The sequence below is a fragment of the Rothia sp. L_38 genome, assembly GCF_050689125.1.
Taxonomy (GTDB): Bacteria; Actinomycetota; Actinomycetes; order Actinomycetales; family Micrococcaceae; genus Rothia.
Genome location: NZ_JBOEQD010000002.1, coordinates 213298 through 226590, shown reverse-complemented (window position 1 = coordinate 226590; position 13293 = coordinate 213298). Strand labels below are relative to the sequence as shown.

Below are 13293 nucleotides of genomic sequence, written 5' to 3'. Positions count from 1 at the left end.
GGCCTACTCTAGCAACATCGCATGAGCCTGCCCTTTGTATTAAGTTAGTGCTGGGCCATAAACTTCAACGGTGAAGCATGACGTGAAACGACTATACACCCTTTCAGCAGGTGGCACGCAAGTTTTGTGGTAATTCTGGTCTACACTGTGAGCAGAGGGGCGCGCAGGGCGTCATAGATAAGTCATATTAGACAGGTCACATTTTGATAACACGGAGGGGTGCTTAGCAGTGCCTGAAGGCGATACCGTATGGCGGCAGGCCCGCTCGCTCCACCGCGCTCTTGCCGGTAGAACAGCCCACACTACAGACTTCCGCTACCCCCAGGTTGCCGACATCAATCTGGCGGGCCAGCCCATTCACGGGGCCCTGGCCCGGGGTAAGCATATTCTGCTGCGTATCGGTGAGATGACCGTGCACTCCCACCTGAAGATGGACGGCATCTGGCACCTCTATGGGCTAGATGCGGACGGCGCACGTGAGAAGTGGCGGCGCCCGGCTGATCAGGTGCGGGCTCTGATTCAGGCTAATGCAAGGATTGATAGCGACGGGCAGGTAGTGCCCGGTAGCCACCCGGTCGAAGCTGTGGGCTTTACCCTGGGGCTACTTGAGGTTTTCCCCACCAGCCAGGAGGCTGACCGCCTATCCTACCTGGGCCCCGATCTGCTTGGTCCCGACTGGTCGGTTGAGCAGGCGGTAGCTAACCTAGCTGCCCGGCCGGAGCGCCCCTTAGGGGTAGCCCTGCTCGATCAAAAGAACCTGGCCGGTATCGGCACCATCTACCGGGCTGAGACCTGTTTTCTCGCGGGCCTTGACCCGCGCACCCCGGTGGGGGCGGTGCCCGATATCGCTGCCGTGGTCTCCATTGCCCGCCTGCTGCTGGATGCTAACCGCGGGCGTCCGCACCGGGTCACCCGCACCAGCGCCGAGCCGCTCTGGTGCTACGGGCGGGCGGGTCGCCCCTGCTACCGCTGCGGGGAAACCATCATCAAGGAAGACCTCTCAGAAACCGGTACCGGCGCCAACCGCTACGCAGCGGGTCACCTGTACGCCCGCGAGGAAGACACCGACCGCATTAGCTTCCGCTGCCCCGGCTGCCAGGAGCTGCCGGGCTAAGTTTCCTCGCGCCGCGGGAGTAAACTACTCACCATGACCACCACCACATTTACTCCCACCTATACCCCAGATGCAGATCTACAGGAGGCCCTGGCCGCCCGTTTTCTGCGCTACTCGGCGATTTCTAGCCAGTCGGATGCCTCAGCATCGGTCGTGCCCACCAGCCAGGGGCAGTGGGAGCTGGCCCGCCTGCTCAAGGACGAACTCACGGCAGCCGGTGCCCACAACGTGCACCTGAGCGACACCTGCGTGCTGACCGCCCACATTCCCTCCACCCTGCCCGCGGGCACCGAAGCCCCCGCCATCGGCTTCTGCACCCACCTCGATACGGTCGATGTCAACCTCTCCCCCGACGTGCACGCCCGCGTCATCGACTACCCCGGCGGGGACATCTGCCTCAACACCGACCTCGACATCTGGCTGCGCGAGGCCGAGCACCCCGAGATCATCCGCTATACGGGCCAGCGCATCATCATCACCGACGGCACCAGTGTGCTGGGAGCGGACGACAAGGCCGGGGTCGCCTCGGTCATGGAAGCAGCCGTGCGGCTCTTAGCTGCGGACGCGGACGCCGCCGGGCAGGCAGGTGCCCAGGGGCAGGGAAGCGGGGCGGGTGCGTCCGCCCACCCCGATATCTACCTCTCCTTTGTGCCGGATGAAGAAATCGGCCTGCTGGGCGTGCGCACCATGGACCTGGCGCGCTTCCCCGTGGATTATGCCTACACCCTGGACTGCTGCGAACTGGGTGAGCTGGTCGAGGCTACTTTCAATGCCGGGCATGCCCGCCTGCACATTGAGGGTGTGACCGCCCACCCCATGAATTCCAAGGGAAACCTGGTCAACCCTATTCTGGTCGCCCACGACTTTATAGCCCAGCTCGACCGCGCCCAGACCCCCGAGCACACCGAGGGGCGAGAGGGCTACCTCTGGGTCAACGGTATCGACGGCAACCAGGCGACCGCTACCGTCGATATCAGTATCCGCGATCATGACCGGGCAGGCTACGACAGCAAGAAAGCCTTCCTGCGCGATCTTGCCGAGCGGACGGCGGAGGTCAACCCGCGGGCGTCCGTGCAGCTGGATATCTCAGATATCTACAGCAACCTTGAGGACGCCAAAACCAGCGCCAACGCCGTGGCGGCCGAGCATCTGCGCGCCGCCTTTGCCCGGCTGGGTATCGAGCCCATCAACCTGGCCATGCGCGGGGGCACCGACGGCTCGTATCTCTCCACCCGGGGAATCTACACCCCCAATTTCTTCACGGGGGCGCACAATTTCCACTCCAACTGCGAGTTCCTGCCCCTGCCCGCTTTTGAGGCCAGCTACCGGGTGGTGCGGGAGCTGATGGTGGGTTCCCTTTAGCCACCCTTGACGCACAATACAAAGCAGATAAACTGGTTTTATCTTAAGGATGACAGCAAACAAGGCGGGGCAACCCCGGTAGCCGCTTACTACCAGAGTCACCCCTTGCTGTAGGACCTCTCGAATGAACGGTTCGATAGCTTCCAAAAGCTTTGCTACAGCTCCGATGAGTATTGCAGTAGCGATGATTCTGACTGCAATCTTGTCGGGGCTGTTTTTCTTAGCCTTGCTTTTAGCCACAGCCATTACCTCCTCTCTGGTCTCACACTCGCGGAGATTTTTCTTAAGGATGGATGTACCGCGTGGAGTCCACGAGAGAGGCGATTCAACTCTATCAAGCAGGCCTTGGGGTCTACCTGAGATAATAGAGCCCATGCGCCGAATCAACCGCCACCTTGCCCCCAAGCCCCTGCCCCAGCGCAACGGGATTGACGCCGTCTCTTTTGTGCTGCCCGACGCGGGCAACCCCGAGGACGACACCCTGGGTGCAAGCACGGTGCTGGACTACCTGGTGGCCCGCTTCTACCCCCATGAGCGTTCCCTCTTTACCTCCCGCTTTGAGCGCGATGAGGTGAAGGACGCTGATGGGCAGGCGGTTGCCCCCGATGCGCCTTTGACGGGGCAAAAAATCTGGTACTACCGGGAACTGGGGGTTGAAAAGCCCGTGCCCTTTGACATGCCGGTGCTCTACGAGGACGAGTGGGTTTTGGCCATTGATAAGCCCCATTTTCTGCCCACGACCCCGAACGGCTCCTTTGTCGCGCATACTGCTCTGACCCAGCTGCGGGTTCGGGAGAACAACCCCGATCTGATTCCCATTCACCGCCTGGACAGGGCAACCGCCGGGGTGGTTCTTTTTGCCAAGACCCCCGAGGCCCGTGCCCCCTTTCAAACCATGTTCCAGCGGCGCGAACCCACCAAGACCTACGAGGCCGTCGCGGCCCCTATCGCCGGGCTGGAGGTGGGTGAGAGCCTGACGGTGCGCTCGCGCATTGATAACCAGCACGGGGCCCTACAGGTAGCCCACACAGGAGTTGAGCTTCTGCCCGGTGATACCTGGCCCCTGCCGGTGGAGACCAAGGCTGAGCGGCGCGAGCGCCGCCGCTCCGGAGCGTCCTTTGAGGGGCTGAATGCCCAGTCGCGTATTACCTGCCTGAGGGTGTTTGAGGTGGCGGACGGCGTCCTGCCCCCAGCCTCTGAGGCCAACCCGGCCCTGCCCCTGCCGCAGGCGGGCACACCCCTGGCCCACTATCTCTTGGAACCCCACACAGGCAAGACCCACCAGCTACGGGTGCACCTGGCCGCGGCCGGGGCGCCGATTGTGGGGGACGTGGTCTACCCGGCCGTCCTGCCCATAGCCGAGGACGAACCCGCCCTACCCCTGCAGCTACTGGCTAGGTCGCTGACCTTCCCCCACCCCTTCACCGGGCAGACCGTGACGGTACAGAGTGGGCGGAGGCTAGGTCTCCTTGAGGGTGCCGCTCGCTAGCCGCCGAATGTGACACCTTTTCCCGAATGTCGGGAGTAAGCCCACCCGCTCGGGAATAAGAGGCACATTCGGCTCGGGACTTTGAAGCTACTCGGCTACAGGTACAGGGGCACCCTTTTCTACTGACTCAGCACTCCTGGCCGGTAGCAGCTGCAGACCGCGCACCACCAGGTAGATAGCCGCCAGTAGCCAAAGGCCAGCGAGTACCCAGGCCACCTGGTAAATCGTCACAAAGGCCAAAACCGCCGAGGTCGCCACCAGGCCAATCGGCCCGGCCACCTGGCTAATAGCCATAAAGATAGAGAAGGACCGGCCGCGAATCTGCTCGGGTACACCCTCGGTCACCAGCAGGGTCTGCAGGGGGTTCATAATACCCCCGCCCAAGCCGGAAATCCCCAAGCCCACGATGGCTAACCAGGAAGTTTCGAGCAGGGCCATGCCAAAGAAGGCCAGGGTATAGAAGACCATACCCACCACCCAGGCCCGGCGCGGGAAGGGAATAATCTTCCCCGCCACCATGCTGGTCACCATCATGCCCACGGCAAAGGCAGACATGGACGCCCCGTACAGCCCCGGCTGGTTAATCCCCTGGAAGTGGGCAGGCAGAAGCACCATCAGATAGGGCATTACCAGGACCATCGATAGCAAAGAATCCAGAGCCAGCAGACGAATCACCGGGTAGCCCAGGGCTTTCTTCCAGCCCGCAAGCCCCTTGAGGGGGTCTTCGGTAGGGGCTTCAGGGGAGGACGCTGGCACCTGCCCGTCCGCACCCGGTTGGGCGGGGGCGTCCTGACCCTCAGCAAGGACGTCCGCCCCTGCCTTCTGCAGGCGTAGGGAGGCGGTCAGCGCGGCGGCCACCAGGGAGCAAGCAGCCGTGATCCAGAGAACCTGCTCGATGGGCAGGGCCGTCATCAGCACACCAGCCGCAGCGGGTCCGACCAAGAAACTCACCCCGCTCAGGGCCTGATTCCAGCCAGAAATCTGGGCGACCTTCTTACCAGAGGTTTCAGCAACATCGCCGACCAGGGCAGCCCGGGCGCTCATACCGGGAATATCACCCACCGCACCCAAAATACCGATAACAATGAACCAGCTCAGCGTCAGCCCAAAAACCATATCAACCGCAATCACGGCCACCACCGACAGACCCGAAATAATATCCGAAATCACCGACACCGGTTTCAGACCCAGACTATCGACCAGGTTGCCCCCAAAATAGGCAAAAACCAGCGACGGCACTGCAATCGCAGCCGCCACGATACCGGCAGCAGCCGGGTTACCGGTGCGCTCTAGCACCAGCCAGGGCCAGACAATACCGGCAATAGAATTGCCCAGCATCGACAGGGCAGCAGAAGACAAATAAACCCAGACAGCAGAAACCCGCCCGGTGGAAGAAGAGGTGTGCATAAACACAAACTCTAGCCGATACCCCCCCAGTGCCAAGAGGTGCCACTTACTCCCGAGCGTGGGGGGTTAGACTGCCCCGCTCGGGAATAAGAGGCGCATTCAGCGCAGACCCACTAGCCCCACCAGCCGGTAGACTAAAAACCGGCCCAGGCCACCGCCCACCGACGCGCCACAGAAAGAGACACCATGCGCCCCAAGCACCTGCAGCACTCACCCGACCAGCTCGCAGCGCTCACCGCCGAGCACCGCCAGGCGCTAGGGCAGCGGGCAGGTACCGCCGCCCACTCTGTGACACGACTCTTCGGGCACCGGGTCGCAGGCCTCCCCGGCACTCTACTAGGACGCACCCTGCACCCCGACACCCGCCGCCGCAGCCAGCGGCGCGGCGAATGGCACTACTGGTGGCAGGCCCACCTACTCGATAACCTCGTCGATGCCGGCTTCCGCCAGCTCACCGCACCCGACGGGCAGGAGCAGGCCCGGGCGTTCCTCCAGCAGGCCCGCGCGGTGCTACGTGGCATTCAAGTACGCAACTTCGGCTCCTACCCCAACTCCTTCTACGACGACATGGCCTGGCTGACCCTGGCCTGCGAGCGCCTCAACCGGCTGGCGCTCGCCGTGGAGGGCAACGGGGATTCTGCGGCCCAGGACGCCGCCACCCGGCTGTACCGGGAGCTGGCAGCTGCCTGCACCGCTGAGGTGGGCGGGGGTGCCTTCTGGTCCAAGGATCACGACTTTAAGAACACCCCGGCGACCGCTCCCATTGCCCTGGCTCTCGCGCGGGCCCACCGGTATGACGAGGCAGCAGCCCTGCTGAACTGGCTGCACACCAACCTTTTTGATGCAGAACGCGGCCTTTATCTGGACGGGGTCAAGGTGGCCGGGAGCGGGAATCGTGCCGAGATTTCCTCGGTGGAGCGCGGTCTCTACACCTATAACCAGGGGCCGGTTCTCGCGGCCTATCTGGCGGTACTTGATGCCGGCAAGTCTGAGATGCTGACGGTTGACCCGGCTGAGCACATCGCCGAGGTTCTGGCCGGTATTGACCGGGAGTTTGGTCGCGATTTTGAGGTGTCAGACGCAGAAACTCTGCGGGTTCTAGCGACCCAGGGCGGCGGGGACGGCGGACTCTTCACCGGTATTTTGGTACGCTACCTTGCCGAGGTTGCCGCACACACTGCCCTGCCGCAGGGCGTACGGGAGCAGGCGCGGGATTTCGTCCTTGCAACCGCCGAGCTCTTATGGGACGGACGCCGCGAGTTCGACCCTGACCTGCCCATGAACGAGCTCGGCATCGACCCGACCGAGATCCGCGGTGAGGCTGTCGCGCTCTTTTCGCCCGATGTCACCCGGCATATTTCTGAGGTGCTCAAGCCTGCCCAGCCGGTTGATCTTTCGACCCAGCTCCAGGCCTGGATGGTGTTAGAAGCGGCGGCGCGGGTTTTCTAGGGTGGGGGCGGCCGCCTTATTCGCGCAGTAGACGGCCCAAAGTCCCAGCGCGCCTAGAAGCATCAGCAATAGGCCCACGGTATAGCTTGAGGCAATCTCAGACACCGGGAAACTGAACCCTGATGGATACCAGAACATGCCGGTGACGAGGGGCTCTGCTACAGCCCCCGCGGGAACCAGATAGCGCAGGAGCTTCCCTGCACGGTCGTCCTGCGCGGACCTAGCGCCCAACCAGCCCAGGGGCCCCGATACGATGACGGCTGCAATAAACCAGTGGTAGTTCTCAATCCAGATGCTGGCTTCCATGATGCCCAGCAGGTTCCCCAGGGCGTAGTGCCCGGCTAGGGCACCTAAGGACGCTGCTACCGCGGCTGCCACAGGCACCCAGAGCGGGGCGGGGGGCGTCTTACTATCGGACCACAGCCAGCCCGCATAGAACCCCAGGGCTGCCCATAGGGTGCCCGAGTTGAGGAACTTGCTCACCACTTTACGCACATAGGTGATGGCCTCAGCTTGACCCGAGAGCTGGGCTTCTGTGGTGATATTGCTCAGCAGCGATGCAACCGCTATGCAGAGGACCAGAGCGACGCAGGTGAGCAAGGGTCGGGCTTTGAAACGCGCAAGAACCATACCCCTAATCTACTTGGTTCCGTCTGCCCGTGGAGGTGTTTCGGCCAGGTGCTCAGCTAGGGCGTCGAGTTCGGCCTTGAGGGCCAGGACGTCGAGGCCCTCAACCGCGCAGGCAGCGTAGATGGCCCCGGGGACGGACGCCGCGCGTCCTCTCAGCTCCTGCCCGGCAGAGGTGAGGCTGACGAGGGTGCGACGCTCGTCGCGGGCGTCGCGGGTCTTGGTCAGCAGGCCGTGGTCAATCAGGCGCTTGATGAGAGGGGTCAGGGTGCCGCTGTCGAGGTCGAGGCGGGCGGCAAGTTCTTTCATGCCCAGCCCGTTGGGGTTCTCCCACATGACCAGCATAACCAGGTACTGGGGGTAGGTGAGGCCCAGCTCCCCCAGGTGCTGCTGGTAGGCGCGGGTGACGGCCCGGCTGGAGCGGTAGAGGGAGAAGCAGAGCTGGTTGTCGAGGGCAAGGCTACTGTCTTGGTTCATTCCACCCAGTATAGGTTGTGGGCAAATTATCAGCCAACAATTTACTTGCACACAATTAGATTGTGTACAATCTAATTAAAACCTCATGAAAGGAAACCCCATGGAACCCCTCTACACCACCGAAGCTCTAGCAACCGGCGAAGGCCGCAACGGCCACGTCCGCACCGTTGACGGCGCTTTTGACGCCGATCTCGCCATTCCCGTTGAGATGGGCGGCTCCGGCAAGGGCCTGAACCCCGAGCAGCTCTTTGCCTCCGGCTACGCAGCCTGCTTCCACTCTGCCTTGCAGATGGTTGCCCGCATGCAGAAGAAGAACATCGAGGGCTCCTCGGTAGGTGCTAAGGTCTCTATCGGCAAGCAGGGCGAGGGCTTTGGTCTGGCTGTTGAGCTTGAGGTCGTCATCCCTGAGCTTCCCCAGGACGAGGCCCAGGCACTGGCCGACGCAGCCCACCAGGTCTGCCCCTACTCCAACGCCACCCGCGGCAACATCCCCGTGACCGTCACCGTCTCTGACGACTAAGCTCGCACCCCACACTCGCACCAAATGTCGCCGAAAGCTTCATAGGTATGTGCTTCCTGCATACCTATGAAGCTTTCGCTTACCCTCAAGGAGCGGGTCCACAGCGTCCTTCCGCACTCACCCGGTAGACTTGTTCCCGTGCTCAATACCGAATTTTCTGATCCCACTTTTTCTTTTGAACTGGGCAACCGCCTGACCGATACCGCCCAGCCCACCGGCAAGCAGGTGGACGCCAACGGCGGCGCCTTCCAGGGCCGCACCGGCGTCATTCACACCCCCCACGGCGACATTGCCACCCCCGCCTTCACCCCGGTGGGTACCAAGGCAACCGTCAAGGCCGTACTACCCGAGGCTATGAAAGACCTGGGTGCCCAGGCCCTGCTGGCCAACGCCTACCACCTCTACCTGCAGCCGGGGCCGGACGTCCTCGACGCCGCAGGCGGTCTGGGTAAGTTCATGAACTGGGACGGCCCCACCTTCACTGACTCCGGAGGCTTCCAGGTCATGAGCCTGGGCTCAGGGTTCAAAAAGGTGATTGATATGGGCACCGTGGCCGGGGCTACCGGCGCGGACGGCCGCCCCATCGGTGACGACGACGTGGCGGCGGGCAAGGAACGTATGGCCCACGTGGACGATGACGGGGTCAACTTTAAGTCCCACATCAACGGCGATATTCACCGTTTCACCCCCGAGGTATCCATGCAGGTGCAGCACCAGATTGGTGCTGACATCATGTTTGCCTTCGATGAGCTGACCACCCTTTACAACTCCCGCGCCTACCAGGAAGAGGCGCTAGAGCGCACCCGTCTGTGGGCCCTGCGCTGTATTGCTGAGCACCAGCGCCTGACCGCTGAGCGGGTGGGCAAACCCTACCAGGCCCTTTTTGGCGTGATCCAGGGGGCCCAGTACGAGGATTTGCGCCGCAAGGCCTGCCGTGATCTGGGCGCTATGCCCTTTGACGGTTTCGGCCTGGGCGGGGCTCTCGAAAAGGAAAACCTGGGCACCATTGTGCGCTGGTGCAACGAGGAGCTACCCGAGAACAAGCCCCGCCACCTGCTGGGCATTTCGGAGCCCGACGACATCTTCACCGGCATCGAAAACGGTGTTGATACCTTCGACTGCGTCTCCCCCACCCGCGTGGCCCGCAACGCGGCGGTTTACACCCCCGATGGCCGCTTCAATCTGACCAACGCTCGCTACCGTACCGACTTCTCCCCCATCTTCGAGGGCTGCGACTGCTACACCTGCACTCACTACACCCGCGCCTACCTGCACCACCTCTTCAAGGCCGACGAGCGCCTCTCAGCGACCCTGGCCTCGATTCACAATGAGCGTTTTATTGTGAAGATGGTGGACGACGCCCGCGCGGCGATCGACTCCGGGGAATATTTCGACTACCGCGACGAGTTCTTGGGTAAGTACTACGCCAAGAAGGTTGCCCAGCAAAGGGCCCAGGAGGAAGCTGCCGCCCGTAAGGCCGCCAAGGACGCCGAGCGGGCAGCTGCTGCCCAGGCCCGCTGGGAGGCCAATATGAAGGCAAAGGCTGAGGCCGAGGCCCGCCGGGCAGCCGAGAAGGCAGCCCAGGGGCAGGACGCCGGGGCGGACGCGTCCGCGCAGCCTGAGAGCAACCAGCCCGAGAGCAACCAGACCGACACTGCCAAGCCCACCAGCGACGAGAAGTAGAGCATGAACGACTTTAAGATTGACGACCTCAAGCCCGAGGAAACCATCACCTACCGCCACGAGTTCGCGGCCACCCCGCAGCAGGTTTTTGAGGCCTTTACCAACCCAACCCTTTTCATCAAGTGGTTTGGCCCTGCCGATTGGAAAATTATTCCCAACACCCTGATCCTGGAGCCGGTCGTTGGCGGGCGCAAGCAGTTCGTCATGCGCCACAAGGACCAGGCTAAGTTCCAGGCCCCCATGTACATGCGCTTTGTGACTCTAGCCGAGCCCCACACCATCGAGTACCGGGAGGCCCTGCCCACCCCGTCCGGCCAGCCCTCAGACACCCTGATTGGCCTGCGTCTTGAGTTCGAGGCGGGCACCGCGGTGACCGAGGACGGCGTCGGCGAGGGCACTATCCTTAAGCTCACCCAGGGCCCCCTGCCCGCCGGTGTTCATGAGCAGACCCTGGCTTCCTGGCAGGGCTCCTTCGGCAAGCTGGCCAAACTGCTCGCACGCTAAGCAGCTTCGTTCTCTACACCCCCGCAAAAGTGCACATGCCTGTTATTTTTCACAGGGCATGTGCACTTTTTAAGCGGTATCTACCCTCCAAGGAGAATCCATGAACTTTGATTTTGGCACCATTGCCCCTGAAAAGGTCCTGACCTTTACCCACGACTTTGAGGCCACCCCCGAGGCCCTCTACGAGGCTTTCACCTCAGCAGAACTGATGCCCCAGTGGTTCGGCCCCGAGGGCTTCACCGTGCCCCTCGATACCGTTGAGATTGACGTGTGTGAGGGCGGCGCCCAGAAGTTCGTCATGGTCAGCGAGGAGAACCCGGAGTTCACCTCCCCCGTTAACGGCACCTTCCACAAGCTAGTGCCCGGTGAGCTGGTTGAGGGCTACGAGGCTATTGGTGAGGAACTGGCTGAGGCCCACGGCATGGAGGCTGGTTCTTATTTCCTCAACCGCACCGCTTTCGAGAAGATTGATAATTCCACCACCCGCATCACCATCACCCAGGGGCCGCTCGACCCTGCTATGCACGAGATGTCGGTAGCTGGCTGGAAGTCCTCTTTCAACAAGCTAAACCGCGTCCTCGCAGCCTAAAGACTCAAGCGCCATACAAAAAGTGCACGTGCCCTGCCAAAAGTGGAGGGCACGTGCACTTTTTAAAGGACATCTACGATCTTAGGCCGCCAGCTGCTCCCGCTGTTCTGAACTCAGGCGCACCAGGGAGCCGGTCTCAACGTTGAAAAAGGCCAGGGTGGTACTGGCTGAAACGCAGTGGACGCCGGTCACCGGGTCATACAGCTCGTAGGCAACCACCAGTGAGGCTGCCGTAACCTTGCTGACCTGCATCTGCACCCGCACCGGTACCCCGCGGTAGGCCAGGGGGCTGCGGTACTTGACGTGGTTTTCAGCGACCAGGGCCTGGGTGCCGGCAGGCAGGGTCTCGAAGAGGGGCAGTTGAGCGGACGCCCGCCCCGACTCCCCCGCAGAGCCCTCCCCTACCAGCGGGGCAGGTTCACCGGACGAGGGCGGCGGCCCGAAGAGGGCCACGCGGGCTTCTTCGAGCACCTGCATCATGGTCACGTTGTTGACGTGGCCGTAGGCGTCCATGTCGCCCCAGCGCAGGGGAACTTCGACCTCATAGACTGCACCCATACCTAACCCCTATCGCTGCTGTGGGCTGCCACGGCGGCGTCCGCCTCGGCGAAGGCGTCCTCATGCCCGGTGTGCACGCGCTTAACCACGCCGAAGTAAATCATGGTCAGAACCAGGAAGTAGGCGATGCCCATGGTGGCCGGAGCAGCGTTGCCGGTGCGAGCGAAGAGAGCCGCCCAGATGGCCAGCAGCAGGAAGATACCCAGGCCAGCGGTGATTCGACCGCCCCACATGCGGAAGTCCGAAGAGTTACCCTCAACTCCCTTAAAGGCGATGTAGGCCAGCAGAATCAGAACCCATACAGTGAGGGCGCAGACCATGGTCAGGGTCATCATCAGACCAAAGGCCTGGCCGGGCAGGAAGAGGGCCAGCAGAATCGCCAGCACCACGCCCGAGGTTGAAGCCCACATGGCCAGAACGGGAATACCGCCACTGCTGACGCGGGCCAGGGGCGCAGGTGCCATCTTCTCGCTCGCCAGGGAGTGCAGCAAGCGGGTGCCCGCGTAGAGGTTGGCGTTGGCGGCAGACAAGGCGGCAACCAGAATAATGAAGTTGGTGATAGAGGCGATGGCCGGAACACCGACTTCCGAGAAGACCAGCACAAAGGGTGAGGCCTCAACGGAGCCGTCGAGCTGGGCGGCTGACTGCCAGGGAATAATCGATACCACGATGAAGAGGGCAACTACATAGATAGTAGCCAAGCGCCACATATTCGCCTTGGTCGAGGCCCGTACCGAGCGCACCGGGTCCTTGGCTTCAGCCGCTGAAATGGAAAGCATTTCGATGCCGCCGAAGGAGAACATGACCACGGCCAGTGAGAGCCAGATGCCGTGGAAGCCGGTGGGCATGAAGCCGCCGTCGTTGGTCAGGTTGCCGGTGCCGGTGGCCTCGTGGCCGGGGAAGCCCACAAAGACCAGAGCCAGGCCCACCACCACGAAAAGCAGCAGGGCGATGACCTTGATGGAGGACAGGAAGAACTCCATGGTGCCAAAGTACTTGACCGAGCGAATGTTCAGCAGCACGATCACCGCACCAAAGAGCACGATGCCCACCCACAGGGGCAGGGAGGGCCACCAGTACTGCAGGTAGGTGGCAACCGCGACCAGCTCAATACCGGTGATAATGGCAGTGACGGTCCAGTAGGCCCAGCGGGTCAGGTAGCCGGCGTAGGGGCCCAGGTAGCGGCCAGCGATGGAGCCGAAGCCACCGCGCACCGGGTAGCGAACGGCCATTTCGCCGGTGGAGGCGGCGATGATGGCAGCTACCAGCGAACCGATAGCGTAGGAAAGAATGACAGCCGGGCCCGCCAGGGCAATAGCGCCCGAGGAGCCCAAAAAGAGGCCGGTACCCAGGGCCGAGCCCAGCACAATCATGGTCATCTGCCCGTGCGTGAGTGAGCGTTTGAGGGTGGTCGCCTGGGCCTGCCCCTGCGAAGGTGTGTGTGCCACGGTAAGCCTTACTGTGAGAAAACGTCGTGTGCGGTAGCGGTGTTAATGCGCGGACGCCGGTGCGCA

12 protein-coding genes and 1 pseudogene are annotated in these 13293 nt (G+C 62.5%); 8 read left to right on the top strand and 5 right to left on the bottom strand.

Annotation, left to right across the window (positions count from 1 at the left end; translation table 11 throughout):
* Positions 1–229 precede the first annotated feature (229 nt).
* From ACRCJM_RS02290 to ACRCJM_RS02280, 3 genes are all read left to right on the top strand, one after another.
* Complete coding sequence (locus ACRCJM_RS02290; RefSeq protein ID WP_431463653.1) at positions 230–1114, top strand: DNA-formamidopyrimidine glycosylase family protein; 885 nt, start codon at positions 230–232, stop codon at positions 1112–1114.
* 33 nt (positions 1115–1147) lie between these two features.
* The gene (locus ACRCJM_RS02285; RefSeq protein WP_431463652.1) at positions 1148–2476 is read left to right on the top strand and encodes a peptidase T; all 1329 of its coding nucleotides are present in this window, start codon (positions 1148–1150) and stop codon (positions 2474–2476) included.
* Between the two features lie 373 nt (positions 2477–2849).
* Positions 2850–3965, top strand: a complete 1116-nt coding sequence (locus tag ACRCJM_RS02280; protein WP_431463651.1) for a pseudouridine synthase — start codon at positions 2850–2852, stop codon at positions 3963–3965.
* 87 nt (positions 3966–4052) lie between these two features.
* Here ACRCJM_RS02280 and ACRCJM_RS02275 read toward each other — a convergent pair whose 3' ends face one another.
* Positions 4053–5372 (bottom strand): MFS transporter, encoded by a 1320-nt coding sequence (locus ACRCJM_RS02275; protein WP_326503289.1) that lies wholly within the window; start codon positions 5370–5372, stop codon positions 4053–4055.
* A gap of 186 nt (positions 5373–5558) precedes the next feature.
* Between ACRCJM_RS02275 and ACRCJM_RS02270 the strand changes: the two genes are divergently transcribed.
* Positions 5559–6821, top strand: coding sequence for a glycoside hydrolase family 76 protein (locus tag ACRCJM_RS02270; RefSeq protein ID WP_431463650.1), 1263 nt, complete (start codon positions 5559–5561; stop codon positions 6819–6821).
* Here ACRCJM_RS02270 and ACRCJM_RS02265 read toward each other — a convergent pair.
* On the bottom strand, positions 6795–7451 hold the full coding sequence (locus tag ACRCJM_RS02265; protein WP_431463649.1) for a hypothetical protein: 657 nt from the start codon (positions 7449–7451) through the stop codon (positions 6795–6797). The genes ACRCJM_RS02270 and ACRCJM_RS02265 overlap by 27 nt on opposite strands.
* A 9-nt stretch (positions 7452–7460) precedes the next feature.
* Positions 7461–7925 carry a MarR family winged helix-turn-helix transcriptional regulator gene (locus ACRCJM_RS02260; RefSeq protein WP_237205827.1) on the bottom strand — a complete coding sequence of 155 codons (465 nt, stop codon included), beginning with the start codon at positions 7923–7925 and terminating at the stop codon, positions 7461–7463.
* 100 nt (positions 7926–8025) lie between these two features.
* Here ACRCJM_RS02260 and ACRCJM_RS02255 point away from each other — a divergent pair, with 100 nt between their 5' ends.
* The 4 genes and pseudogenes from ACRCJM_RS02255 to ACRCJM_RS02240 all read left to right on the top strand — a co-directional run bounded on the left by ACRCJM_RS02255 (position 8026) and on the right by ACRCJM_RS02240 (position 11221).
* A complete protein-coding gene (locus ACRCJM_RS02255) occupies positions 8026–8445 on the top strand; it encodes an organic hydroperoxide resistance protein (RefSeq protein WP_237186960.1) in 420 nt (139 codons plus the stop codon).
* Between the two features lie 66 nt (positions 8446–8511).
* Positions 8512–9879, top strand: a pseudogene (gene tgt, locus ACRCJM_RS02250) (tRNA guanosine(34) transglycosylase Tgt); the annotation flags it as partial.
* A gap of 252 nt (positions 9880–10131) precedes the next feature.
* Positions 10132–10632, top strand: a complete 501-nt coding sequence (locus ACRCJM_RS02245) for an SRPBCC family protein (protein ID WP_431463648.1) — start codon at positions 10132–10134, stop codon at positions 10630–10632.
* Positions 10633–10732: 100 nt separating this feature from the next.
* Complete coding sequence (locus ACRCJM_RS02240) at positions 10733–11221, top strand: SRPBCC family protein (RefSeq protein WP_237197594.1); 489 nt, start codon at positions 10733–10735, stop codon at positions 11219–11221.
* Positions 11222–11302: 81 nt separating this feature from the next.
* Here ACRCJM_RS02240 and ACRCJM_RS02235 read toward each other — a convergent pair whose 3' ends face one another.
* Both ACRCJM_RS02235 and ACRCJM_RS02230 read right to left on the bottom strand, forming a co-directional pair.
* On the bottom strand, positions 11303–11779 hold the full coding sequence (locus ACRCJM_RS02235) for an acyl-CoA thioesterase (protein WP_431463647.1): 477 nt from the start codon (positions 11777–11779) through the stop codon (positions 11303–11305).
* A 2-nt stretch (positions 11780–11781) separates the two neighbouring features.
* On the bottom strand, positions 11782–13227 hold the full coding sequence (locus tag ACRCJM_RS02230) for an amino acid permease (protein ID WP_431463646.1): 1446 nt from the start codon (positions 13225–13227) through the stop codon (positions 11782–11784).
* Positions 13228–13293 lie beyond the last annotated feature (66 nt).

Excerpts from the sequence above, each read along its gene's own strand:
- ACRCJM_RS02285 (WP_431463652.1), top strand. The coding sequence starts at position 1,148 with ATGACCACCACCACATTTACTCCCACCTATACCCCAGATGCAGATCTA.
- ACRCJM_RS02235 (WP_431463647.1), bottom strand. The coding sequence starts at position 11,779 with ATGGGTGCAGTCTATGAGGTCGAAGTTCCCCTGCGCTGGGGCGACATG.
- ACRCJM_RS02240 (WP_237197594.1), top strand. The coding sequence starts at position 10,733 with ATGAACTTTGATTTTGGCACCATTGCCCCTGAAAAGGTCCTGACCTTT.
- ACRCJM_RS02265 (WP_431463649.1), bottom strand. The coding sequence starts at position 7,451 with ATGGTTCTTGCGCGTTTCAAAGCCCGACCCTTGCTCACCTGCGTCGCT.
- ACRCJM_RS02280 (WP_431463651.1), top strand. The coding sequence starts at position 2,850 with ATGCGCCGAATCAACCGCCACCTTGCCCCCAAGCCCCTGCCCCAGCGC.
- ACRCJM_RS02245 (WP_431463648.1), top strand. The coding sequence starts at position 10,132 with ATGAACGACTTTAAGATTGACGACCTCAAGCCCGAGGAAACCATCACC.
- ACRCJM_RS02255 (WP_237186960.1), top strand. The coding sequence starts at position 8,026 with ATGGAACCCCTCTACACCACCGAAGCTCTAGCAACCGGCGAAGGCCGC.
- ACRCJM_RS02260 (WP_237205827.1), bottom strand. The coding sequence starts at position 7,925 with ATGAACCAAGACAGTAGCCTTGCCCTCGACAACCAGCTCTGCTTCTCC.
- ACRCJM_RS02275 (WP_326503289.1), bottom strand. The coding sequence starts at position 5,372 with ATGCACACCTCTTCTTCCACCGGGCGGGTTTCTGCTGTCTGGGTTTAT.
- ACRCJM_RS02270 (WP_431463650.1), top strand. The coding sequence starts at position 5,559 with ATGCGCCCCAAGCACCTGCAGCACTCACCCGACCAGCTCGCAGCGCTC.